The following is a 21,467-nucleotide window of genomic DNA, read 5'->3' on the forward strand; positions in this document are numbered from 1 at the left end:
CCCCTGAACCGGGACCGGCAGATTCGGTCAAACAGGTACATAGCCGACCGGGCATGGACTTACTTACTAAGTCCAGACTTACTGGACGATCTTCTCCGCCGGTGCAATCATGCGGCCCAACCTGCCAGTTCCCCCGCGCGGAAGGAGCCCATGCGATGCAGGGCGACCCCGAGGTCATCGAATTCCTGAACGAGCAGCTGACCGCCGAGCTCACGGCGATCAACCAGTACTTCCTGCACTCGAAGCTGCAGGACCACAAGGGCTGGACGAAACTCGCCCAGTACACGCGCGCCGAGTCGTTCGACGAGATGCGCCATGCCGAGGTGCTCACCGACCGCATCCTGCTCCTCGACGGCCTGCCCAACTACCAGCGGCTGTTCCACGTCCGGGTCGGCCAGACGGTGACCGAGATGTTCCAGGCCGACCGGGAGATCGAGCTCGAGGCGATCGACCGGCTGCGCAGGGGCGTGGAGGTCATGCGCACCAAGGGCGACATCACGTCGGCCAATGTCTTCGAGGCGATCCTGGCCGACGAGGAACACCACATCGACTACCTGGACACCCAGCTGGAGCTGATCGAGAAGCTGGGTGAGTCGCTGTACCTGTCCACGGTCGTGGAACAGTCCCAGCCGGACGCGTCGGGTCCGGGGACGGGCGGCTTCTCCACCCACTAGACCGTTCAGGCGGCTTCGGGAAGCTCCGTCGTGAGCGGCGGCTCGCCCTGGTCGATGAGCCGCCGGCGCGGACAGGAGCCGCGGCCGAGCAGTGCCTGGATGCGCCGTACGCAGCCACCGCAGTCGGTGCCCGCCTTGCAGGCGGAGGCGATCTGCCGGGGTGTGCACGCTCCGGCGTCCGCGTGGCTCCTCACCTGTTCCTCGGTCACACCGAAGCAACTGCAGACGAACACGCGGTTCACCTCCCGACGGAGTACTGGGTCGTGCCGTACCGACCCTTGATCGGTGAGGCTAACCTAACCTTACCTGTCGCCCGAAAGACACAGAAGAGGGGTGGGGCGCGATCCCCTGTGATACGCGCCCCACCCCGAAGCCGGCCGGTCGTTACTGGTCGCGGTACATCTCCGCGACGAGGAACGCCAGGTCCAGCGACTGGCTGCGGTTGAGCCGGGGGTCGCAGGCCGTCTCGTAGCGCTGGTGCAGATCGTCGACGAAGATCTCGTCGCCGCCGCCCACGCACTCGGTGACGTCGTCACCCGTGAGCTCCACATGGATGCCGCCCGGGTGGGTGCCGAGCTCCTTGTGGACCTCGAAGAAGCCCTTCACCTCGTCGAGCACGTCGTCGAAGCGGCGGGTCTTGTGACCGGAGGCCGCCTCGAACGTGTTGCCGTGCATCGGGTCGGTCACCCAGGCCACGGTGGCGCCGGACGCGGTGACCTTCTCGACCAGCTCGGGGAGCTTGTCGCGGATCTTGTCCGCGCCCATCCGGACGATGAAGGTCAGCCGGCCGGGCTCCCGCTCGGGGTCGAGACGCTCGATGTACTGCAGCGCCTCCTCGGCCGTCGTCGCCGGGCCGAGCTTGATGCCGATCGGGTTGCGGATCTTCGAGGCGAACTCGATGTGCGCGTGGTCCATCTGCCGCGTGCGCTCGCCGATCCACACCATGTGCCCGGAGACGTCGTACAGCTGCCCCGTGCGGGAGTCGACGCGGGTGAGCGCGGACTCGTAGTCGAGCAGCAGCGCCTCGTGCGAGGAGAAGAACTCGACGGTCTTGAACTCCTCCGGGTCGGTGCCGCAGGCCCGCATGAAGTTCAGCGCGTTGTCGATCTCCCGGGCGAGCTGCTCGTAGCGCTGGCCGGACGGGGACGACTTCACGAAGTCCTGGTTCCAGGCGTGCACCTGGCGCAGGTCGGCGTAGCCGCCGGTGGTGAAGGCACGCACCAGGTTCAGCGTGGACGCCGACGCGTGGTACATGCGCTTCAGCCGCTCGGGGTCCGGGATCCGGGCCTTCTCGGTGAAGTCGAAGCCGTTGACGGAGTCGCCGCGGTAGGTGGGCAGCGTCAGACCGTCGCGGGTCTCGGTCGGCTTGGAGCGCGGCTTGGAGTACTGGCCGGCGATCCGTCCCACCTTCACGACGGGCACGGAGGCGGCGTAGGTGAGGACGGCGCCCATCTGGAGGAGGGTCTTCAGCTTCGCCCGGATGTGCTCGGCGGACACCGCGTCGAAGGACTCGGCACAGTCACCGCCCTGGAGCAGAAACGCCTCGCCTCGCGCGACGGCCGCCATACGCGCGCGCAGCTGGTCACATTCGCCGGCGAACACCAGCGGGGGATACGTCTCGAGCTCCGCGATCACATCGCGCAGAGCCTCGGCATCCGGGTACTCGGGCTGCTGCGCCGCAGGCAGGTTTCGCCAGGTCGCCTGAGCGGCGACGCTTTGAGAATCAGCGTTTACGGTCACACGACCCACAGTACGCGGTCGAATCGGCCGTCCATTCCGGCGCTCAGCAAATGAGACGGGGGCCGCACGCGTCACGTCTCGCATCGTGTAGCGTGCCTGCCATGTTCGCGCACTCGACCCAGAACTGGTGGTGGCCCGCTTCTCCGGCGGCCCACTGACTGCGCGTACGCAAGACTTCGCGAAGGCCGCCCGAGGGGCGGCCTTCGGTGTTTCCCGGGGTCGTTCCTCACGCTCATGACAGCGACGAGACGAGGGACCCCCACCATGGATCTGGCACAGCTCCCGCACGACGACCGCCCCTTCGCCCTGCTGCGCCGCCGCACGCCGGGCCACGACCACGACGTGGTCGAGCTGCTGATCGGCCCGGTCGGCACACGGGACCTCCTGGCCGACCTGCCCGACGAGTGTCTGGCCGTCGTCCCCTTCCGGCAGATCCGCGAGCGCGGCTTCGACGTCCGTGACGACGGCACCCCGCTGCTGGTGCTGACGCCCGAGGAGCGGTACGAGATCCCGCTCGCCGAGGCCCTCGACCGGCTCCCCGCCCATGACGTGCGGGTGACGGGCGGCGGCTTCGACGTGGACGACGAGGAGTACGCGCGGATCGTCGGGCGGGTCCTGGACGAGGAGATCGGGCGGGGCGAGGGCGCCAACTTCGTGATCCGGCGGACGTACGAGGGTGAGGTCCCGGGGTTCGGACGGGCCGACGCGCTGGCGCTGTTCCGGCGGCTCCTCGAGGGCGAGCGGGGCGCGTACTGGACGTTCGTCGTCCACACCGGAAGCGAGCAGGGACCCGAAGAGCCTGCCTCGGAGGGGCGGGCGACGGGCGGGCGGACGCTGGTCGGGGCGAGCCCCGAGGTCCATGTCAGAGCCTCGGGCGGGACGGTCGTGATGAATCCGATCAGCGGTACCTACCGCTACCCGGCCGAGGGGCCGAGCCCCGAGCATCTGCTGGGGTTCCTCGCCGACGGCAAGGAGATCGAGGAGCTGTCGATGGTCGTCGACGAGGAGCTCAAGATGATGTGCACCGTCGGCGACATGGGCGGCGTCGTCGTCGGCCCCCGGCTGAAGGAGATGGCGCACCTCGCCCACACGGAGTACGAGCTGCGTGGCCGGTCCTCCCTCGATGTGCGCGAGGTGCTGAAGGAGACGATGTTCGCGGCGACCGTCACCGGCTCACCGGTGCAGAACGCCTGCCGGGTGATCGAGCGGCACGAGGTGGGCGGGCGCCGCTACTACGCGGGCGCGCTCGCCCTCCTCGGCCGCGACGAGGGCGGCGCCCAGACGCTGGACTCCCCCATCCTGATCCGCACCGCCGACATCGACGCGGCCGGGCGGCTGCGGGTGCCGGTCGGGGCGACCCTGGTGCGCGGCTCGGACCCGGCGGGCGAGGTCGCGGAGACCCACGCCAAGGCGGCCGGGGTGCTGGCCGCGTTGGGCGTACGGCCGGGACGCCCGCGCGAGGAGTCCGTACGGCCGAGGCTGGCCGACGACCCGAGGGTGCGGGCGGCGCTGGACGGACGGCGGGCGTCGCTCGCGCCGTTCTGGCTGCGGATGCGGGAACGGTCGGACGCGCTGACCGGTCACGCGCTGGTCGTCGACGGGGAGGACACGTTCACCGCGATGCTCGCCCATGTGCTGCGGGCGGCCGGGCTGGACGTGACGGTACGGCGGTACGACGAGCCGGGGCTCCGGGAGGCGGTCCTGGCGCACGAGGGGCCGCTGGTGCTGGGTCCCGGCCCCGGTGACCCGTCCGACACGGCCGACCCGAAGATGCGGTTGCTGCGCGGCCTGACCGCCGATGTCCTCCGGGCGAACCGGCACGGTGTCCTCGGCGTCTGTCTCGGCCATGAGCTGATCGCGGCCGAGCTGGGCCTGGAGATCGTACGGAAGGAGGTCCCCCACCAGGGGGCGCAGACGGAGATCGACCTGTTCGGGCGGCCGGAGACGGTCGGCTTCTACAACAGCTTCGTGGCGCACTGCGACGACGACACCGCGCGGGAGCTGGCCGCGCACGGCATCGAGGTCAGCCGCACGGCGGGCGGCGAGGTGCACGCGCTGCGGGGGCGCGGGTTCGGTGGGGTGCAGTTCCACCCCGAGTCGGTGCTGACCCTGAACGGGGCGGCGATCGTCGGGGAGCTGGTGGGTCAGCTGCGGGGGACGAGCACGTTCTCCGAGCGGCGGCCGGCGGTGTAGTCGAGGACGTTGTCCACCGTGGTCGCGACGATCTGTCCCACGGCGTCCACGGTGTAGTACGCCTGGTGGGACGTGACCAGCACGTTCGGGAACGTGACGAGGCGGGCCAGGGTGTCGTCGTCGACGGCCTCCAGGGACCTGTCGAGGAAGAACAGTCCCGCCTCCGCCTCGTACACGTCCAGGCCGACGCCCGTGAAGCGGCCCTCGCGCAGCTCGGCGACGAGGGCCGCGGTGTCGATGAGGCCGCCCCGGCTGGAGTTCACCAGGATGGCGTCGTCCCGCATGGTCTTCAGGGCGTCGGCGTCGATGAGGTGCTGGGTGGCGGGGAGCAGCGGGACGTGCAGGCTGATCAGGTCGGACTCGGCGAGAAGCTGCTCCTTGGGGACGTAGGTCATGCCGAGGTCCAGGCAGGCGGGGTTCTCGGAGACGTCCCAGCCGAGCAGGCGCATGCCGAAGCCGTGGGCGATCCGGGCGAACGCCTCGCCGATCTTTCCGGTGCCGAGGATGCCGGCGGTGCGGCCGTGCAGGTCGCGGCCCATCAGTCCGTCGAGCCGGAAGTCGAAGTCGCGGGTGCGGGTGGAGGCGCGGACGATCCGGCGGTTGACGGCCATGGCGAGGGTCCAGGCGAACTCGGCGACCGAGTAAGGGGAGTAGTACGAGACCCGGGCGATGGTGAGGCCGAGGCGTTCGGCGACGTCGAGGTCGATGTTGTTGAAGCCGGTGGAGCGCTGGGCGACCATGCGGGTGCCGCCGGCGGCGAGGGTCTCGAGTACGGCGGGGCCGAGGTCGCAGTTGACGCTGGTGGAGATGATCTCGTGGCCGGCGGCGATGGGGGCGGTGTCGGGGGTGAGGAAGACGTCCACGGCGTGGATGTCGTGGTGGCCCTCGAAGGCTCGCTCGATGAGGGGTTTCTCGTCGGTTTGGGCGCCGAAGGCGAGGATCTCCACGGGGTCCCTCCGGGGGTGGGCCGGGCCGGGTGTTGGTGCCGTGGTGGTGAATATACGGGTGCGGGTGGGGGTGGGCTTGGGCCCAGTGGGGTAGTCCGGGAGCGTTTTGGCTGGGCGGGGGGTGTTCGCGCGGCCCGGCGCTCGCGGGGTGCCGTCGCGCCCACCCGTGCCGCCCTGCGGCACGCCTGCCCGCGGAGGCGGAGCGCGGAGGCGGAGGGTGGAGCGCGGAGGCGGAGGTGGAGGCGGAGGGTGGAGGCGGAGGGTGGAGGTGGGGGTTAGCCGAAGAAGACCTCTGTCTCCTTGTAGAGGGTCGGGTTCACTGTTTTCAGGCGGGCTGTGGCGGCGGCCATCGGGACGCGGACTATGTCCGTGCCGTTCAGGGCGACCATCTTGCCGAAGTCGCCGTCGCGTACGCAGTCGATGGCGTGGAGGCCGAAGCGGGTGGCGAGCCAGCGGTCGAACGCGCTGGGCGTGCCGCCCCGCTGGACGTGCCCCAGGACCGTGGTGCGGGCCTCGTTGCCGGTCCGTTTCTCGATCTGCTTGGCCAGCCACTCCCCGACCCCCGACAGCCGGACGTGTCCGAAGGAGTCCAGGGACTGGTCCTTGAGCACCATGTCGCCGTCCCTCGGCACGGCCCCCTCGGCGACGACCACGATCGGCGCGTACGACGCCCGGAACCGCGAGGTCACCCACGCGCACACCTGGTCGACGTCGAAGGGCTGCTCGGGGATGAGGATGACGTTCGCGCCGCCGGCGAGCCCCGAGTGGAGCGCGATCCAGCCGGCGTGACGGCCCATCACCTCCACCACGAGGACCCGCATATGTGATTCCGCGGTGGTGTGCAGCCGGTCGATGGCCTCGGTGGCGATACCGACGGCGGTGTCGAAGCCGAAGGTGTAGTCCGTGGCGGACAGGTCGTTGTCGATGGTCTTGGGCACGCCCACGCACGGGATGCCGTACTCGTCGGTGAGGCGGGTGGCGACGCCGAGGGTGTCCTCGCCGCCGATGGTGATGAGGGCGTCCACGCCCAGCGCGGCGAGGTTGTCCTTGATCCGGCGGACGCCGTTCTCCTCGTTCAGCGGATTGGTCCGGGAGGAGCCGAGGACGGTGCCGCCGCGGGGCAGGATGCCGCGCACCGCGGGGATGTCGAGGGGGATCGTGCGCCCGTCGAGGGGGCCGCGCCAGCCGTCCCGGAATCCGGTGAAGTCGTACCCGTACTCCTGGACGCCCTTGCGGACGATGGCCCGGATGACGGCGTTGAGCCCGGGGCAGTCGCCGCCTCCGGTCAGTACTCCGACCCGCATGGAAGTGTCCCTTCGCCATGGTTGCCGAAATGCCGTTCGTTCCCACCTGGCACGGTAAGGGTGATCCGGGTCACATCAACATGGCCGGGACGGTCAATTCCTCAGCGGAAAGGGGTTGTTGGCCCTATGCGTCGTCGAGGCCGCGCTCGATGGCGTAGCGGACGAGTTCGACGCGGTTGTGCAGCTGCAGCTTGCCGAGGGTGTTCTGCACATGGTTCTGCACGGTGCGGTGGGAGATGACGAGGCGTTCGGCGATCTGCTTGTAGCTGAGACCCTTGGCGACCAGGCGCAGCACCTCGGTCTCGCGGTCGGTCAGCCGGGGCGCGCCCGGTTCGCCGTGGCCGGGGGCGGCACCGGCCGGTTCGGAGGCGAGGCGGCGGTACTCGCCGAGGACCAGTCCGGCGAGGCCGGGGGTGAACACCGGGTCGCCGGCCGCCGTACGGCGTACCGCGTCCCGCAGGTCCTCGGTGGAGGCGGACTTCAGCAGATAGCCGGTGGCACCGGACTTGACGGCCTCCAGGACGTCGGCGTGCTCCCCGCTGGCCGACAGCACCAGCACCCGTACGGCGGGGCCGGCGGCGACGACCTCCTTGCAGACCTGGACGCCGGGCTTCCCGGGCAGGTTGAGGTCGAGGACGAGGACGTCGGGTGCGACGGCCTTGGCGCGGCGCACCGCCTGCTCGCCGTCGCCCGCGGTGGCGACGACCTCGAAGCCGGACTCGGACAGGTCGCGGGCGACGGCGTCGCGCCACATGGGGTGGTCGTCGACGACCATGACCCTGATGTTCTCGCGCTCCCCTGTGGTGTCCGTCATCGCCGTTCCGCCTTCCCCCGCCGTGTGTCCGTTTCCGGCTGATTCCTGGGCAGTCTCAGTTCGACCTCCGTGCCCTGCCCCGGTACGGAGATCAGTTCGGCGCCGCCGCCGAGGTCGCGCAGCCGGCCCCGGATGGAGAGGGCCACGCCGAGCCGGCCCTCGCCCTCGGCCTGGGCGAGCCGGCCGTCGGGGATGCCGGGTCCGTCGTCGCGGACGGTGACGATCACCTCGTCCGGTTCGTCCTCGACGAGGATCCAGGCACGGGCTTGCTCCCCCGCGTGCGCGCGGACGTTGTCCAGAGCGGCTCCCACGGCGGCGGCGACCTCCCGCGCGGCGGGCGACGGCAGCCGGACCGGCGCTCCGGGCTCGGCGAGGCTGACCAGGGCCCCGGCGTAGGGGGCTAGGAGGACCCGCAGGTCGACCGGCTCGTCACCGGTGCTGTCGTCCTCGTCGACGGCCCGTACGACGGCCCCCTGGGCGGTGTCCTCACAGGCGCGGGAGACGGGGACGAGCCCGCCGGAGACCAGGGTGCGCAGGGCGACCTCCTGCTCGCCGGCCATCCGGCCCAGCTCCGCCGCCTCACCGCCGATCACCGCGCCGCGCCGCTGCACCATCGCCAGGACCTGGAGCACGCTGTCGTGGATGTCCCGCGCGAGCCGCTCGCGTTCCCTGGTCGCCGCCTCGATCTCCAGGGCGCGGGCGAGGGTGCGCTCGGAGGCGCGGGCGACCTCGACGACGTAGCCGATGGCGATGGCGGCGACCCAGACGAGGATCACGTTGTGCACGGTGTCGCGGGCGGGGCCGCCGCGTTCGATCAGGTTGGCCACGGCGACGAGGGTGGAGGCGAGGGCCGCCCAGCGCCAGCCGCCCTTGATGGCGAAGGCGAGCACCGATCCGGCGGTCCAGATCGACGGCAGGGTCGGGCCGCCCGCCTCGACGCGTGCGGGCGCGTCGGCGATCGGGGTGAGCAGGATGCCGGTGAGCGCGATGGTCAGATCGGCGGTGAGGAAGCGTTTGGTGCAGGCGGCGGCACTCGCGGTCCTGGGCAGGGTGGCCAGGGTCCAGCCCGCGAGGACGGTGTAGTAGCCGACGGCGATCCAGGGGCGGGGGAACGTCTCGTAGGCGGTGGCGAACAGGCCGATCGCGTAGAGGAGGGTGAGGATCCGGTAGCCGGTGAGCGCACGCCACAGCGGCTGCTCGACCGACATGCGCATGACTCGTTCGCGCCTGGTCATGTCCCCCACTCCCCCGAGCCCACGTCTACGGGCCGGACGGTCTCCCGTCCCGCTCCCGGCCTGTCTGCTCCATCGCGGCCTTCAGTTTGTCGGCCTGTTCCTTCTCCGCGCGGGCGAGTGCGGCCTTCGCCGCCTTCTCCGCTTCCTTCTCGGCCCTGGCCGCCTCCGTGAGCTGACGCTTCATGGCGGTGGCGTACATGTCGACGTACTCCTGGCCGGACAGCTTCATGATCTCGTACATGACCTCGTCGGTCACCGCGCGCAGGACGAAACGGTCGTGCTCCATGCCCTGGTAGCGGGTGAAGTCCAGCGGCCTGCCGATCCGGATGCCGGGCCGCATCAGCTTCGGCATGACCTGTCCGGGCGGCTGGATCTTCTCCGTGTCGATCATCGCGACCGGGATCACGGGCGCCCCGGTGGCCAGCGCCACACGCGCGAGACCGCCGGGCTTGCCCCGGTAGAGGCGGCCGTCGGGCGAGCGGGTGCCCTCCGGGTAGATGCCGAACAGCTCGCCGCGCTCCAGCACCTCTATGCCGCTCTTGATCGCGGCCTCACCGGCACCGCGCGCGCCGGACCGGTCCACCGGGAGCTGACCCGCGCCCTTGAAGAAGGCGGCCGTCAGCCGGCCCTTCATCCCCGGTGTGGTGAAGTACTCGGCCTTGGCGATGAAGGTGACCTTGCGGTGCAGTACGGCCGGCAGGAAGAAGGAGTCGGAGAACGACAGGTGGTTGCTGGCCAGGATGGCCGGTCCGTCGGCGGGGATGTTCTCCAGGCCCTCCACCCAGGGCCTGAAGGCGAGCTTCAGCGGCCCTCCGATGGCGACCTTCATCGTGCCGTACAACAACCGAGTGCCTCCCGTGCGTGTTGGTCAGACCATATCCCGGAGCACCGTCAAAGGGCCCGACGGCCCTGGTCGGTGTCAGTGCGGTCGCGTACGGTGAAGGTCCTGCACCCCTTGTGCGGCGCGTGCCGCGATCACCGTGACGTGCCAGACCTTCCTACGAACAGGAGGCCGAAGGTGCCGCTCCTGCCCGGAGCCGAGCCGTTCCGCCACGAGGGCGGGGAGACCGCCGTCCTCCTCTGCCACGGCTTCACCGGTTCGCCTCAGTCGCTGCGCCCGTGGGCGAAGCATCTCGCCGCCCGCGGTCTGACCGTCTCACTGCCGCTGCTGCCCGGGCACGGCACCCGCTGGCAGGACCTCGGGGTCACCGGCTGGCAGGACTGGTACGCGGAGGTGGACCGCGAACTGCGGCTGCTGCTGGAGCGCCGTGAGCGGGTCTTCGTCGCCGGTCTGTCGATGGGCGGCGCGCTGGCGCTGCGGCTGGCGGCACGGCACGGTGACGCGGTGAGCGGGGTGATGGTCGTCAACCCCGCCAACAAGGTGCACGGGGTGGCCGCGCACGCCCTCCCCGTACTGCGCCATCTCGTCCCGGCGACGAAGGGCATCGCGAGCGACATCGCGAAGCCGCAGAGCAGGGAGCTCGGCTACGACCGGGTGCCGCTGCACGCGGCGCACTCGCTGCGGAACTTCTTCCGGCTGGTCGACGGCGAGCTGCCCCAGGTCACCCAGCCGTTGCTGCTGCTGCACAGCCCGCAGGACCATGTGGTGCCGCCCGCGGACTCGGCGCGGATCCTCGGCCGGGTGTCGTCGACGGACACCACGGAGATCCTGCTGGAACAGAGCTACCACGTGGCGACGTTGGACTATGACGCGGAGCGGATCTTCGAGGAGAGCACCGCGTTCATCGGCCGGCTGACGCCCGGCACCGTCAGGGAGCCGGGTCTCGGCAAGGAAGGGACGACCGCAGGTGGCTGAGCACGACTCGGACCGCGAGGACCGCGAGGGCCGTGAAGGCCGTGAAGGCCGTGAAGGCCGTGAGCCGGAGGAGAAGGGGGTCCCCTTCGACGAGTCCGCCGCGTGGGAGGCGATCGTCGCCGGGTACGGCGACGAGCCGCCGGACCCGCCGGGCGCCAAGCCGTTCAAGTCCGTCGAGGATCTGGCCCTGCTGGAGCCGGAGACCAACGACGGCGAGGCGGGGACGACGACGACACGGAAGGCCGAGGAGAAGCCGGCCAAGCCGCTGGGCGGCTCCGTCTCCTTCGCGCCCGGGGTCGGCGGCCCGCGCGACTACAGCGTGCCGGAACCCTCGGACGACGACCTCGACGAGACCGACGAGGGCCACTTCGTCCCGCCGGAGCCTCCCCCGCTGCCGGACGTCGACGTCACGTCGAGGTTCGCCTGGCTGGGGGTGCTGGGCGGTCCGCTGCTGCTTCTGCTGGCGGTACTGCTCGGCTGGGAGATGTCCTGGTGGCTGACCACCCTGTGCATCGGCGGCTTCCTGGGCGGCTTCGTCACCCTGGTGACGCGGATGCGCACGGACGACGAGGACGGGGACGACCCGGGGCGCGGCGCGGTGGTCTGACGCCGGTCAGACGGCGGGCACCCGGAGGGCGGCCAGCACCGGAAGGTGGTCCGTGGCCGCCGCGAGGTCGCTCTCCCTCACCCCGGGCTGCCCGACCGGCACCCCGCACCCCAGGACCTCGACGCCCTTGCTGACGAACAGGGCGTCGATCCGCCGGTGCGGTTCGTCGCGGGTCCAGGTGTGCTCACCGCCCCAGGGCGCGGCGTCCCAGCAGTCGGTGAGCGACTCGGTGAGCCGCCGGAAGGTGGGCCCGCCCGGCCACTCGTTCAGATCACCGCCCACGACGGCGTGCTCGGCGCCCATCCCGGCGAGCCGGTCCAGCAGCATCCCGCCCTGCGCGTACCGCTCGCTCTTCTCCAGCGACAGATGACAGCTCAGCACCCCGACCCGCGCACCCCCGAACCGTACGACGGCGGTGGCGAACCCACGCCGGTGCTGCCCCGGTGTGAGCGGCAGCAGCACATCCTCGGTCCGCTCGACGGTGGCCCGCAGCGAGCACAGGATCGCGGGCCCTGCGGCGGTGGCACCCCCGGAGAGGATCACCAGCCCCGTCTCGGAGGCGAGCCGGGCCAGCTTCTTCCGCCAGCGGAAGAACCGCGGCGCCTCCTGCACGAGCACCAGATCGGGCGCACAGGCACCGATCACCCGGGCCAGCGCGTGGGTGTCGTCCCGCATCGAGCGGATGTTGTAACTCAGCACCCGGACAACGGCCGAACCGTCGGACTCCGTGTGGGAGTTGGGCAGCGGCTCCATGCCGGTCAATGTACGCCCCATGACGCGGGGCGCGGGGGTCATGTGCGACTGCCGGTGGTTCGTGGCTCGTCGCGCAGATCCCCGCGCCCCCTCAGCGGCGTGCGCCGCGGCCGTACGTCAGGACGTGGTCCTCACATCACCGGGTCGGGCTCGCGGGCCAGGTCCGCCGCGCCGACCAGACCTGCCTTGTTGCCCAGTTGCGCGGCGAGGACTTCGGCGACGGGGCGCCAGTTGCTGCCCACCAGCCAGCGCTTGTAGGACTTGCGGATCGGGCCGAGGACCAGTTCGCCCTCGTCGGAGAGGCCGCCGCCGATGATGAACGCGGAGGGGTCGAAGAGGGAGGCCAGGTCGGCGAGGCCGGCGCCGACCCAGCGGGCCAGCTCGCGGTAGGAGTCGACGGCGACCCGGTCGCCCTGGCGGGCGGCCATGGAGATGTGCTTGCCCTCGATGCCGTCGGGCGTGCCGTCGCCGAGGGAGAGCAGCGTCTCCGCGTTCTCCGGGGTGGCGTTGGCGCGCTGCTTGGCGTAGCGGACGAGGGCGCGGCCGGAGGCGTACTGCTCCCAGCAGCCCTGCGAGCCGCAGCCGCACAGCAGGCCGTCGGGCACCATGCGGATGTGGCCGAACTCGGCGGCCACGCCGAAGTGGCCGCGGCGCAGCTTGTTGCCGATGATGATGCCGCCGCCGAGGCCGGTGCCGAGCGTGATGCAGATGACGTTGCGGTGGCCGGCGCCCGCGCCGAACTTGTACTCGCCCCAGGCGGCGGCGTTGGCGTCGTTCTCCACGACGACCGGGAGACCCGTGCGGGCCTCGACCTTCTCCTTGAGCGGCTCGTTGCGCCAGTGGATGTTGGGGGCGAAGTAGACCTCGGAGCGCTGGCGGTTGACGTATCCGGCCGCGCCGATGCCCACGCCGACGATGTCGTGCCCGGCGCGCGCTCCCTCCACCGCGGAGGCGATGGCGTCCACGATGCCCTCGGGCGTACCCGGTGTCGGCACCTTGTGGGTCGAGAGGATGTTGCCTTCCTCGTCGACCACGCCGGCCGCGATCTTCGTGCCGCCGATGTCGACGCCGATGGTGAGTCCCATGAATCCCTCAGTTTCGGTCGAGCCCCGCTACCGCCAACGGTACCCGAGGCGCTGCCCAGGAGGGCCGTGCGTCCGTACGGTGAGCGGTCCGGCGGGATCATGGGAACCCCGCCGGGGACCGCGGTGTCAGTCCAGGTCGATGCGCTCGCCGGGGCCCGTTCCGGGGTCGTCGCCCCGGTCCCGGCGCTCGTCGGGGTCGCGGGGGCCGGACTCGCGGGCCGTCCAGCGGCGCTCCTGGTCCTGTACGGCGGAGCGGTAGGCGGCGAGCAGTTCGGTGCCGGCGGCGGCGAGGTGGTCGAAGACGTCCGGGTTGCGTTCGATGACGGGTTCGACGGCGGCCTTCGCCTGCTGGACGACCTGCCGGACCACCTGCTGCGCGGCCGGCCCGGCGACCGCGCCGAGCAGCGGGGACTGCAGACCGGAGAGCTTGTCCGCGATCGTGTCGACGAGCTTCCTCAGCTCCTCGGCGGCGGAGCCGGGGGGCGGTCCGTACTCGGCGCGGCGGCGGGCCTTCTCCGCCTCCAGGTCCTCGGCGGCGGCGGTCGCCCAGGCGTCGGCGTGGGTCTCGGCCGCGGCCTCGGCTTCCGTGGGGGCCTCCCGTACGTCCTCCGCCGGCTTCTCGACGATCTCGTCCCCTGCGTCGTCGGACGGGGGGAGCTGTTCGCTCATGACGGGCTCCTGACTGCGGGTGGCACTGTCGACGGTACCCGAACGGCCGGTGTCGGTTCAGCGGGTGCGCGGCCACAGTGCCGGATCCGGACGGAACCGGATACGGAGTTCGCCGTCGCGCAGGGCCGCGCCGGCGACGGTGCAGCGGCGCAGTGCGGAGGGCAGCGGGACGGTGCGGCGGAACGGTCCCGCGGTCACGACGATCTCGTCGCCGCGCCGGACCAGATCGAGTTCGTCGCGGCGGGCGCCGGGGAGGGGGAGGTGCCAGACCAGGACGCCGTCGTCGGCGAGGTGGTCGGTGACCGGCCAGGTGACGGTGCCGGGCCCGGTCGGGGCGGGGGGTACGGCGAGGGCGGCGAGGTCGTCGGCGCCCCGGGGGTCGCGGCCCAGGTGGGCGACCGGGTGGACGTCGTACGACTGACGCCACTCGTCCAGGGTCTTGCGCTGCTGGGCGACGGGGCCGGCGAGCCAGCTGTCCGGGTCGCTCTCCGGGAGGACGCGGTTCGCGATCAGCGCGTCCGTGCGCAGACCGCGCAGGGCGAGGCCGAGGGTGGCGACGCGTACGGCGCCGGCGCCGGCCGGGCCCGGTTCGGCGACCAGGCGTACGACGGTGTCGCGGTCGGCGAGTACGGCCTCGACGGCGGCGAGTTGGAGGTCGAGGCGGGCTGCCGTCTCGTACAGCCACTCGGCGGGCATGGGGACGCCGGCGAGGCGGCCGAGCATGGGGCGCAGGGCGCGGGCGGCCTGGCGCTCGGGCGGGAGGAGACGGCGGAGGTAGCGGCGGAGCTCTTCGGGGAGCGCGAGGAGGGTGAGGGCGCGGGGGGTGGGCGGGAGGTCGACGACGAGGAGGTCGTAGGAGTCGTCGAGTGCGGCGTCGCGCAGGGCGCGGAGGATGGCGAGTTCCTCGGCGCCGGGGAGGGGGGTGAATTCCTCGGGGTCCAGGCGGGGGGTGCCGAGGAGGTCGAGGGCGGGGGCGGCTCGGGCCTGGAGGGCGGTGAGGTCTTCTCTGGCGGTGGTGTCGGGGTCGATGCGGCGGGTGGTGAGGCGGGGGGTGGTCTCGGCGCCCAGTGCGGTGGGGAGGGTGTCCGCGGGGTCGGTGCCGAGGAGCAGGGTGCGGGTGCCCTCGCGGGCTGCGGCCAGCGCGGTGGCGGCGGCGGTCGTGGTGCGGCCGCTGCCGCCGGGGCCCGTGATCAGGAGGGTGCGCATGGGGGTGAACGGTAGTGGAGGAGGGGCGGGGGATGTTGTGCGGCCCGGCGAGTGCGGGGTGCCGCCGCGCCCGCCCGTGCCGCCGCGCCCGCCCGTGCCGCCCCGGCGGCACGACTGCCCGCGATGACGGGGCGCGGCGGGCGGCGCGGTTACTTCGAGCCGGACTCCACTCGTTTCTTCAGGCCTGCCAGGGCCCGGTCGATGATGACCTTTTCCGCCTTGCGTTTGATCATGCCGAGCATGGGGATCTTGACGTCGACCGTGAGGCGGTACGTGACCTCTGTGGTGCCCGGGGTGGTGGGGGTGAGGATGTAGGAGCCGTCCAGGGAGCGGAGCATCTGGGACTTCACCAGGGTCCAGGCGACCTCGTGCGCGCCGGTCCAGGTGTAGGCGAGGGTCTGGTCGTCCTTGATCGCGCCGGCGTCCATGACGAGGCGCACCTGCTCGGCGCGGCCCTCGGCGTCGGTCGCGAGGACCTCCGCCTCCTTCACCTCACCCGTCCAGTCCGGGTAGCGGGCGAAGTCGGCGATCACCCCCATCACATCGGCCGCCGCCGCCTCGATCGTGATGCTCGAGCTGGTGTGTTCCGCCATCGCCGTGGCTCCTCCAGATGCGGGCCGGTAGTCGTCGTGCGGGGGAAGGCTATCGCGCGCCCGACCGGCGCAACGCACCCGACCTGGGGCATCGTCACCATTCCAGCCGCCAGGGCCGCCCGCGGCTCGCGAAGTGGCCCACGTTGACACACTCGGTGGCGCCGATCCGCATCCGCCGTACCAGCGGCTGGTGGACATGTCCGAACAGGGAGTAGCGGGGCCGGGTGCGGCGGATGGCGTCCAGCAGGGCACGGCTGCCGCGTTCGAAGCGGCGCGCGACGGTGTCGTAGACCAGCTCGGGCACCTCCGGCGGGATGTGCGTGCACAGCACGTCGACCTCGCCCACGGCCTCGATCTTCGCCGCGTACTCCTCGTCACCGATCTCGTACGGCGTCCGCATCGGCGTGCGCAGCCCGCCGCCGACGAAGCCGAAGGTCCAGCCGCCGATCTCCACCCGCTGTCCGTCCAGCACGGTGGTGCCGGGGCCCGCGTACTCGGGCCACAGGGGCGGCATGTCGACATTGCCGTAGGTCGCGTACGTCGGGGTGGGGAACGCGGCGAACAGCTCGGCGTACTGCTTGCGCACCGCCTTCTCGACGGCCGCGGCCCTGTCCATGCCGATGCCCTCCCACAGCCCGCGCTGGAACTCGCGCGCCTCCTCGAAGCGCCGGGCGGTGCGCAGCTCCACGATGCGGTCGGCGTTCTCCCGGCCGAAGAGGTCGGGGAAGATGCCCCGGGAGTGGTCGGCGTAGTCCAGGAAGAGCACCAGGTCACCCAGGCAGATCAGGGCATCGGCGCCCTCGCCGGCCCGGGCGAGGTCACGGGCGTTGCCGTGGACGTCGCTGACCACATGGACGCTTCTTCGCCGGTTTCCGCCTGGTGTGGATGCCATGGCGATCAAGGGTAAGCGTGTGCGGCACGCGTGAACAATGGCGGGCCTACCTGCGGTTACTGGCCCGGCGGTTCAGGGGTGGACTACTGTGCGCGATGAAACACCAACCCGTGTGACGCAGCGAACATCTCGTGGGGACCCCCTGTCGTAGACGCCATACCGGCGGGTAACGTCCGGGCAGTCCAGTCGTGCTCAGGATTTCAACATGTGAATCCGCGAGCACCCGCCCGAGCCTTGGACCGCACCGTCGTCGCATTCGCACAACGTCGTGGCGCCGGCGCCCTAAGAGGAGCAGCAGTCTTGCGCGAGTTCAGCCTTCCGGCCCTGTACGAGGTCCCCGCGGACGGCAATCTGACCGACATCGTCCGCAGAAACGCCGCGCAGCACCCCGATGTCGCCGTCATCGCCCGCAAGGTGGGCGGGACCTGGCAGGACGTGACGGCGACCACCTTCCTGGCGGAGGTACGGGCGGCCGCCAAAGGCATGATCGCCGCCGGTGTGCAGCCCGGCGACCGGGTCGGCCTGATGTCCCGCACCCGCTACGAGTGGACGCTGCTGGACTTCGCGATCTGGAGCGCCGGCGCGGTGACCGTGCCGGTGTACGAGACCAGTTCGCCGGAGCAGGTGGCGTGGATCCTCAGCGACTCCGGCGCCACCGCCTGCTTCGTGGAGCTCGACGCCCACTCGGCGGACGTGGAGTCCGTACGCGACCGGCTGCCCGCGCTGAAGAACCTGTGGCAGATCGAGGCCGGCGCGATCGAGGAGCTGGGACGGCTCGGCCAGGACGTCACGGACGAGACGGTCGAGGAGCGCGGCTCCTTCGCGAAGGCGGACGACCCGGCGACCATCGTCTACACCTCCGGTACGACCGGCCGGCCCAAGGGCTGTGTGCTCACCCACCGCAGCTTCTTCGCCGAGTGCGGCAACATCGTGGAGCGGCTGCGGCCGCTGTTCCGTACGGGCGAGTGCTCGGTGCTGCTGTTCCTGCCGCTCGCGCACGTCTTCGGGCGGCTGGTGCAGATCGCGCCCATGATGGCCCCGATCAAGCTGGGCTGTCTGCCCGACATCAAGAACCTCACCGACGAGCTGGCCGCGTTCCGCCCCACGCTGATCCTGGGCGTGCCGCGCGTGTTCGAGAAGGTCTACAACTCGGCGCGGGCCAAGGCGCAGGCCGACGGCAAGGGCAAGATCTTCGACAAGGCGGCGGACACGGCGATCGCCTACAGCCGGGCGCTGGACACACCGTCCGGGCCGTCGGTCGGTCTGAGGGTCAGGCACAAGGTGTTCGACAAGCTGGTCTACGGCAAGCTGCGCGCGGTGCTGGGCGGGCGCGGCGAGTACGCCATCTCCGGCGGTGCCCCGCTGGGCGAGCGCCTGGGCCACTTCTTCCGCGGGATCGGCTTCAGCGTGCTGGAGGGCTACGGCCTCACCGAGTCGTGCGCGGCGACCGCGTTCAACCCGTGGGACCGGCAGAAGATCGGCACGGTCGGCCAGCCGCTGCCCGGGTCGGTCGTGCGGATTGCGGATGACGGCGAGGTGCTGCTGCACGGCGAGCACCTGTTCAAGGAGTACTGGAACAACCCGGCCGCGACCGCCGAGGCGCTGGCCGACGGCTGGTTCCACACCGGGGACATCGGCACCCTGGACGAGGACGGTTATCTGCGGATCACCGGCCGTAAGAAGGAAATACTGGTGACGGCGGGCGGCAAGAACGTCGCCCCGGCGGTCATCGAGGACCGGATCCGGGCGCACGCGCTGGTCGCGGAGTGCATGGTCGTGGGCGACGGGCGGCCGTTCGTGGGCGCGCTGGTCACCATCGACGAGGAGTTTCTGGGGCGTTGGTGCGCCGAGCACGGCAAGCCGGAGGGGTCGACGGCGTCGTCGCTGAGCAGGGACGCGGATCTGCTTGCCGAGATCCAGAAGGCCGTGGACGACGGCAACTCGGCGGTTTCCAAAGCGGAATCGGTGCGGAAGTTCCGGATTCTTCCGGCTCAGTTCACCGAGGAGTCGGGTCATCTGACGCCGTCGTTGAAGCTGAAGCGGAATGTCGTGGTCAAGGACTACGCTCACGAGATCGAGGCGATCTACTCCAAGTAGGGGCTTTTTGGCGCCGTGGGGGGGGCGGCTCTGGCGCCGTCGGCGGGTGCGGGTTGAGGGTGGCTGGTCTCGCAGTTCCCCGCGCCCCTGAGGGGGTTGGACTCGGCGGTGCCGGGAGAGCGAGCCTCGTCCCAGGGGCCGCGCCCCTGAAGGAGCTGCCGCCGGACGGCGTTTCCAGAGCACCCTCTCCGGAGCGGCCCCTTCAGAGAAGGTTCTTGAGGTGTTCGGCCAGTAGGTCCCAGCGCCATTTCTGTTCCACCCATTCCCTGCCTCGTTCGCCCATTCTGCGGCGGAGTTCCTTGTCGGCGAGGAGGGTTGTGACGCGGTCCGCTGTCTGGGCGGGGGAATGGCCGGGGACGACCCAGCCGGTCTCGCCGTCGAGGACCGCGTCGGGGGCGCCGCCGGAGTCGCCGGCGACGACCGGGAGGCCGGTCGCGGAGGCTTCCAGGTAGACGATGCCGAGGCCTTCGACGTCCAGGCCTCCGCGCCGGGTGCGGCAGGGCATGGCGAAGACGTCGCCGGCGCCGTAGTGGGCGGGCAGTTCGGACCAGGGGACGGGGCCGGTGAAGCGTACGGAGCCGGCGACGCCGGTGGCGGTGGCGAGCTTGCGCAGGTCCGGCTCGTAGGGGCCGCCGCCGACGATCAGCAGGACGGCGTCCGGTTCGGCGGACAGGATCGCGGGCATCGCCCGGATCAGCGTGTCCTGCCCCTTGCGCGGCACCAGCCGGGAGACGCAGACGACCACCGGGCGGTCGGTCAGCCCTAGGCGGGCGCGTACGTCGTCGCCGCCCGAGCCGGGGTGGAAGGTCTTCTCGTCGACGCCGGGCGGCAGTTGCACCATCCGGGAGGTCGCCTCGGGGGTGAGCGCGGTGGCGATCCGGGAGCGCGTGTACTCGCCCAGGTAGGTGATCGTGTCCGTGGACTCGCCGATACGGCGCAGGAGTCGGCGTGCGGCGGGCAGCTGGGCCCAGCCGGCCTCGTGGCCGTGCGTGGTGGCGACGATCCGCCGGGCGCCCGCGCGGCGCAGTGCCGGCGCCATCAGGCCGAGCGGCGCCGCCGCCCCGAACCACACCGACTGGCACCCGTGCTCGCGCAGCAGTCCCACGGCCCGCCGGGTGGCGGCCGGAGTGGGCAGCAGCATGGTCGTACGGTCGCGTACGACGGTGAAGGGCTGCTCGGCGTCGAAGGCGGCGGTCGCCTCGACACCCTCCCGGGAGCGCTTCCAGGTGGACGCGTAGACGACCACCCGCTCGGGGTCGAGCCGTAGCGCCATGTTGTGCAGGAACGCCTGGATGCCGCCGGGGCGGGGCGGGAAGTCGTTGGTCACGATCAAGGTCTTGTGCATCGCCGCCGACCCTACCGAACGGAGGGTACGCGTCCGCCACGGCGGCGCTCTGTGGCACGTGCACAGGAGTCCGGGACATCATGGCTGCGCACGGACCCCCACACCGGACGGGCAGGGAGCACATGAGGACGACGGCCGTACGGGGCTCCCTCGCCGGGCTGCTGCTTCTGTGGGGACTGACGCGGGCCGCGCTGCTGCTGTGCGTCCTGAAGGTGATCGCCTTCCCCGGGCCGGACGTCACCACCGACGTGTCGGTGATCTACCGGGGCTGGTACGACGTCCTGAGCTCCGGGACGTTTCCGCTGGAGGACGTCACCTGGCAGTATCCGCCCGCCGCGGCGCTGGCGATCCTCTCCCCCGGGCTGCTGCCGTTCCTGGAGTACGCCACCGCGTTCTTCGCGCTGGCGCTCGTCGCCGACCTGGTCACGCTGGCGTTGCTGCTGCACGGGGGGCGCGGGGCCGGGCGGTCGACGCGCGGGGCGTGGGTGTGGGTGGTGGGGGTGCCGCTGCTCGGGCCGACGGTGTACGCGCGCTACGACGTGATGGTGACCGCGGTCGCCGTGGCGGCGCTGCTGGCGGCCGTCCGCTGTCCACGGCTGGCGGGGGTGCTCGTGGGGTTCGGGGCCGTGGTGAAGGTGTGGCCGGCGCTGTTGCTGGTCGGCGTGCGGCGGTGGGGGGCGTGGGTGTGGGCGGCGGTGACCGGTGCGGGGGTGGCCGGGGTGTTCGCCGTGCTGATGCCGGGGGCGTTCGCGTTTCTCGGGTTTCAGCGGGACCGGGGGACGGAGGTGGAGTCGCTGGGGGCGCTGGTCTTTCATGTGGCCCGGCACCATGGGTGGGAGGGGCAGGTGCTGCTGAACTACGGCTCGGTGGAGTTTCTGGGGCCGTATGTGGGGTGGGTGAGTACGGGGGCGTTGTTGCTCAGCGGGGGTGCGTTGGGGTGGCTGGTGTGGTGGCGGGTGCGGGCCGGTCGGCTCGCCTCGTCCGGGGTGGCCGACGCGGCGTTCGTGGCGGTGCTGTTGTTCACGGCGACCAGTCGGGTGATCAGTCCGCAGTACATGGTGTGGCTGGTGGGGCTCGCGGGGGTGTGTCTCTGTTTTCGCGGGAGTCGGATGGGGGTGCCGGCTGTCCTCGTCCTGGGGGCTTCGCTGGTGACGGTGCTGGAGTTTCCGGTGTGGTTCGGGCATGTGGTGGCGAGCGATGCGCTCGGTGTCGCGCTGCTGGTGTCGCGTAATGGGTTGCTGGTGGCCGCGGCTGTTGTGGCGGGGCGGGTGTTGTGGTCTGCGACGGTTCCGGGGCGGGGGTCTTCCGTGCGGGCGGTCGCGCGTGCGGCGGAGTCGCCGGTGTCACCCTGACGCCGGCGTCGGTGCGGGCGGGGGGCTGGCGCCCCTGGGTTTGTGCGGTGCCGCGCGTCGGGGTGGGCCGGGGGGTGCTTGTGCGGTGCCGCGCGTCGGGGTGGGCCGGGGGGTGCTTGTGCGGTGCCGGGTGTTGGGGTGGGCC

Annotated in this window: 21 protein-coding genes; 7 read left to right on the forward strand and 14 right to left on the reverse strand. The window is 71.5% G+C overall.

Annotated elements, in window-relative coordinates:
* Positions 1-155: 155 nt before the first annotated feature.
* A complete protein-coding gene (bfr, locus tag ACGFR9_RS31465) occupies positions 156-674 on the forward strand; it encodes a bacterioferritin (RefSeq protein WP_393215306.1) in 519 nt (172 codons plus the stop codon).
* A gap of 5 nt (positions 675-679) precedes the next feature.
* Here the strand turns inward: bfr and ACGFR9_RS31470 are convergent, their stop codons facing one another.
* Together ACGFR9_RS31470 and ACGFR9_RS31475 are read right to left on the reverse strand one after the other, a co-directional pair.
* The gene (locus ACGFR9_RS31470; protein ID WP_393215309.1) at positions 680-916 is read right to left on the reverse strand and encodes a bacterioferritin-associated ferredoxin; all 237 of its coding nucleotides are present in this window, start codon (positions 914-916) and stop codon (positions 680-682) included.
* A gap of 142 nt (positions 917-1,058) precedes the next feature.
* On the reverse strand, positions 1,059-2,414 hold the full coding sequence (locus ACGFR9_RS31475) for a class II 3-deoxy-7-phosphoheptulonate synthase (protein ID WP_393215312.1): 1,356 nt from the start codon (positions 2,412-2,414) through the stop codon (positions 1,059-1,061).
* A gap of 101 nt (positions 2,415-2,515) precedes the next feature.
* Here ACGFR9_RS31475 and ACGFR9_RS31480 point away from each other — a divergent pair, with 101 nt between their 5' ends.
* Positions 2,516-2,572, forward strand: a complete 57-nt coding sequence (locus tag ACGFR9_RS31480; RefSeq protein ID WP_107062014.1) for a trp operon leader peptide — start codon at positions 2,516-2,518, stop codon at positions 2,570-2,572.
* Positions 2,573-2,678: 106 nt separating this feature from the next.
* Positions 2,679-4,607, forward strand: a complete 1,929-nt coding sequence (locus ACGFR9_RS31485) for an anthranilate synthase family protein (RefSeq protein WP_393215314.1) — start codon at positions 2,679-2,681, stop codon at positions 4,605-4,607.
* Here ACGFR9_RS31485 and ACGFR9_RS31490 read toward each other — a convergent pair.
* From ACGFR9_RS31490 to ACGFR9_RS31510, 5 genes are all read right to left on the reverse strand, one after another.
* A complete protein-coding gene (locus ACGFR9_RS31490; protein WP_393215317.1) occupies positions 4,559-5,554 on the reverse strand; it encodes a 2-hydroxyacid dehydrogenase in 996 nt (331 codons plus the stop codon). The two genes, ACGFR9_RS31485 and ACGFR9_RS31490, sit on opposite strands and share 49 nt — an antisense overlap.
* Positions 5,555-5,829: 275 nt before the next feature.
* On the reverse strand, positions 5,830-6,858 hold the full coding sequence (locus ACGFR9_RS31495; protein ID WP_393215320.1) for a 6-phosphofructokinase: 1,029 nt from the start codon (positions 6,856-6,858) through the stop codon (positions 5,830-5,832).
* A 124-nt stretch (positions 6,859-6,982) separates the two neighbouring features.
* Complete coding sequence (locus ACGFR9_RS31500) at positions 6,983-7,672, reverse strand: response regulator (RefSeq protein ID WP_393215323.1); 690 nt, start codon at positions 7,670-7,672, stop codon at positions 6,983-6,985.
* On the reverse strand, positions 7,669-8,907 hold the full coding sequence (gene macS / locus ACGFR9_RS31505; protein ID WP_393215326.1) for a MacS family sensor histidine kinase: 1,239 nt from the start codon (positions 8,905-8,907) through the stop codon (positions 7,669-7,671). Before macS ends, ACGFR9_RS31500 begins: the two co-directional genes overlap by 4 nt.
* 25 nt (positions 8,908-8,932) lie before the next feature.
* Entirely contained in the window at positions 8,933-9,736 is an 804-nt protein-coding gene (locus tag ACGFR9_RS31510) for a lysophospholipid acyltransferase family protein (protein ID WP_393215538.1), read from the reverse strand.
* 189 nt (positions 9,737-9,925) lie between these two features.
* Between ACGFR9_RS31510 and ACGFR9_RS31515 the strand changes: the two genes are divergently transcribed.
* Positions 9,926-10,723 (forward strand): alpha/beta hydrolase, encoded by a 798-nt coding sequence (locus tag ACGFR9_RS31515; protein ID WP_393215329.1) that lies wholly within the window; start codon positions 9,926-9,928, stop codon positions 10,721-10,723.
* Complete coding sequence (locus ACGFR9_RS31520) at positions 10,716-11,330, forward strand: hypothetical protein (protein WP_393215332.1); 615 nt, start codon at positions 10,716-10,718, stop codon at positions 11,328-11,330. Before ACGFR9_RS31515 ends, ACGFR9_RS31520 begins: the two co-directional genes overlap by 8 nt.
* Before the next feature lie 6 nt (positions 11,331-11,336).
* On the opposite strand, the gene ACGFR9_RS31525 is transcribed toward ACGFR9_RS31520, so the two are convergent.
* The 6 genes from ACGFR9_RS31525 to ACGFR9_RS31550 form a co-directional block, all read right to left on the reverse strand.
* Entirely contained in the window at positions 11,337-12,083 is a 747-nt protein-coding gene (locus ACGFR9_RS31525) for an endonuclease/exonuclease/phosphatase family protein (protein ID WP_393215335.1), read from the reverse strand.
* Between the two features lie 131 nt (positions 12,084-12,214).
* On the reverse strand, positions 12,215-13,168 hold the full coding sequence (locus tag ACGFR9_RS31530) for an ROK family glucokinase (protein ID WP_030228167.1): 954 nt from the start codon (positions 13,166-13,168) through the stop codon (positions 12,215-12,217).
* 126 nt (positions 13,169-13,294) lie between these two features.
* Positions 13,295-13,837 (reverse strand): DUF5304 domain-containing protein, encoded by a 543-nt coding sequence (locus tag ACGFR9_RS31535; RefSeq protein ID WP_393215338.1) that lies wholly within the window; start codon positions 13,835-13,837, stop codon positions 13,295-13,297.
* A 57-nt stretch (positions 13,838-13,894) separates the two neighbouring features.
* Positions 13,895-15,043 (reverse strand): ArsA family ATPase, encoded by a 1,149-nt coding sequence (locus tag ACGFR9_RS31540; RefSeq protein ID WP_393215340.1) that lies wholly within the window; start codon positions 15,041-15,043, stop codon positions 13,895-13,897.
* Between the two features lie 149 nt (positions 15,044-15,192).
* Positions 15,193-15,636, reverse strand: coding sequence for an SRPBCC family protein (locus ACGFR9_RS31545; RefSeq protein WP_393215343.1), 444 nt, complete (start codon positions 15,634-15,636; stop codon positions 15,193-15,195).
* A 94-nt stretch (positions 15,637-15,730) separates the two neighbouring features.
* Positions 15,731-16,528, reverse strand: coding sequence for a metallophosphoesterase (locus ACGFR9_RS31550; RefSeq protein WP_393215346.1), 798 nt, complete (start codon positions 16,526-16,528; stop codon positions 15,731-15,733).
* A 300-nt stretch (positions 16,529-16,828) separates the two neighbouring features.
* Here ACGFR9_RS31550 and ACGFR9_RS31555 point away from each other — a divergent pair, with 300 nt between their 5' ends.
* Positions 16,829-18,625, forward strand: coding sequence for an AMP-dependent synthetase/ligase (locus ACGFR9_RS31555; protein WP_393215350.1), 1,797 nt, complete (start codon positions 16,829-16,831; stop codon positions 18,623-18,625).
* A 202-nt stretch (positions 18,626-18,827) separates the two neighbouring features.
* Here the strand turns inward: ACGFR9_RS31555 and ACGFR9_RS31560 are convergent, their stop codons facing one another.
* The gene (locus ACGFR9_RS31560) at positions 18,828-19,970 is read right to left on the reverse strand and encodes a glycosyltransferase family 4 protein (protein ID WP_393215353.1); all 1,143 of its coding nucleotides are present in this window, start codon (positions 19,968-19,970) and stop codon (positions 18,828-18,830) included.
* 122 nt (positions 19,971-20,092) lie between these two features.
* Here ACGFR9_RS31560 and ACGFR9_RS31565 point away from each other — a divergent pair, with 122 nt between their 5' ends.
* On the forward strand, positions 20,093-21,322 hold the full coding sequence (locus ACGFR9_RS31565) for a glycosyltransferase 87 family protein (protein ID WP_393215356.1): 1,230 nt from the start codon (positions 20,093-20,095) through the stop codon (positions 21,320-21,322).
* The last annotated feature ends 145 nt before the right edge of the window (positions 21,323-21,467 follow it).

This window comes from Streptomyces sp. NPDC048584 (genome assembly GCF_043199595.1).
GTDB lineage: Bacteria > Actinomycetota > Actinomycetes > Streptomycetales > Streptomycetaceae > Streptomyces > Streptomyces edwardsiae.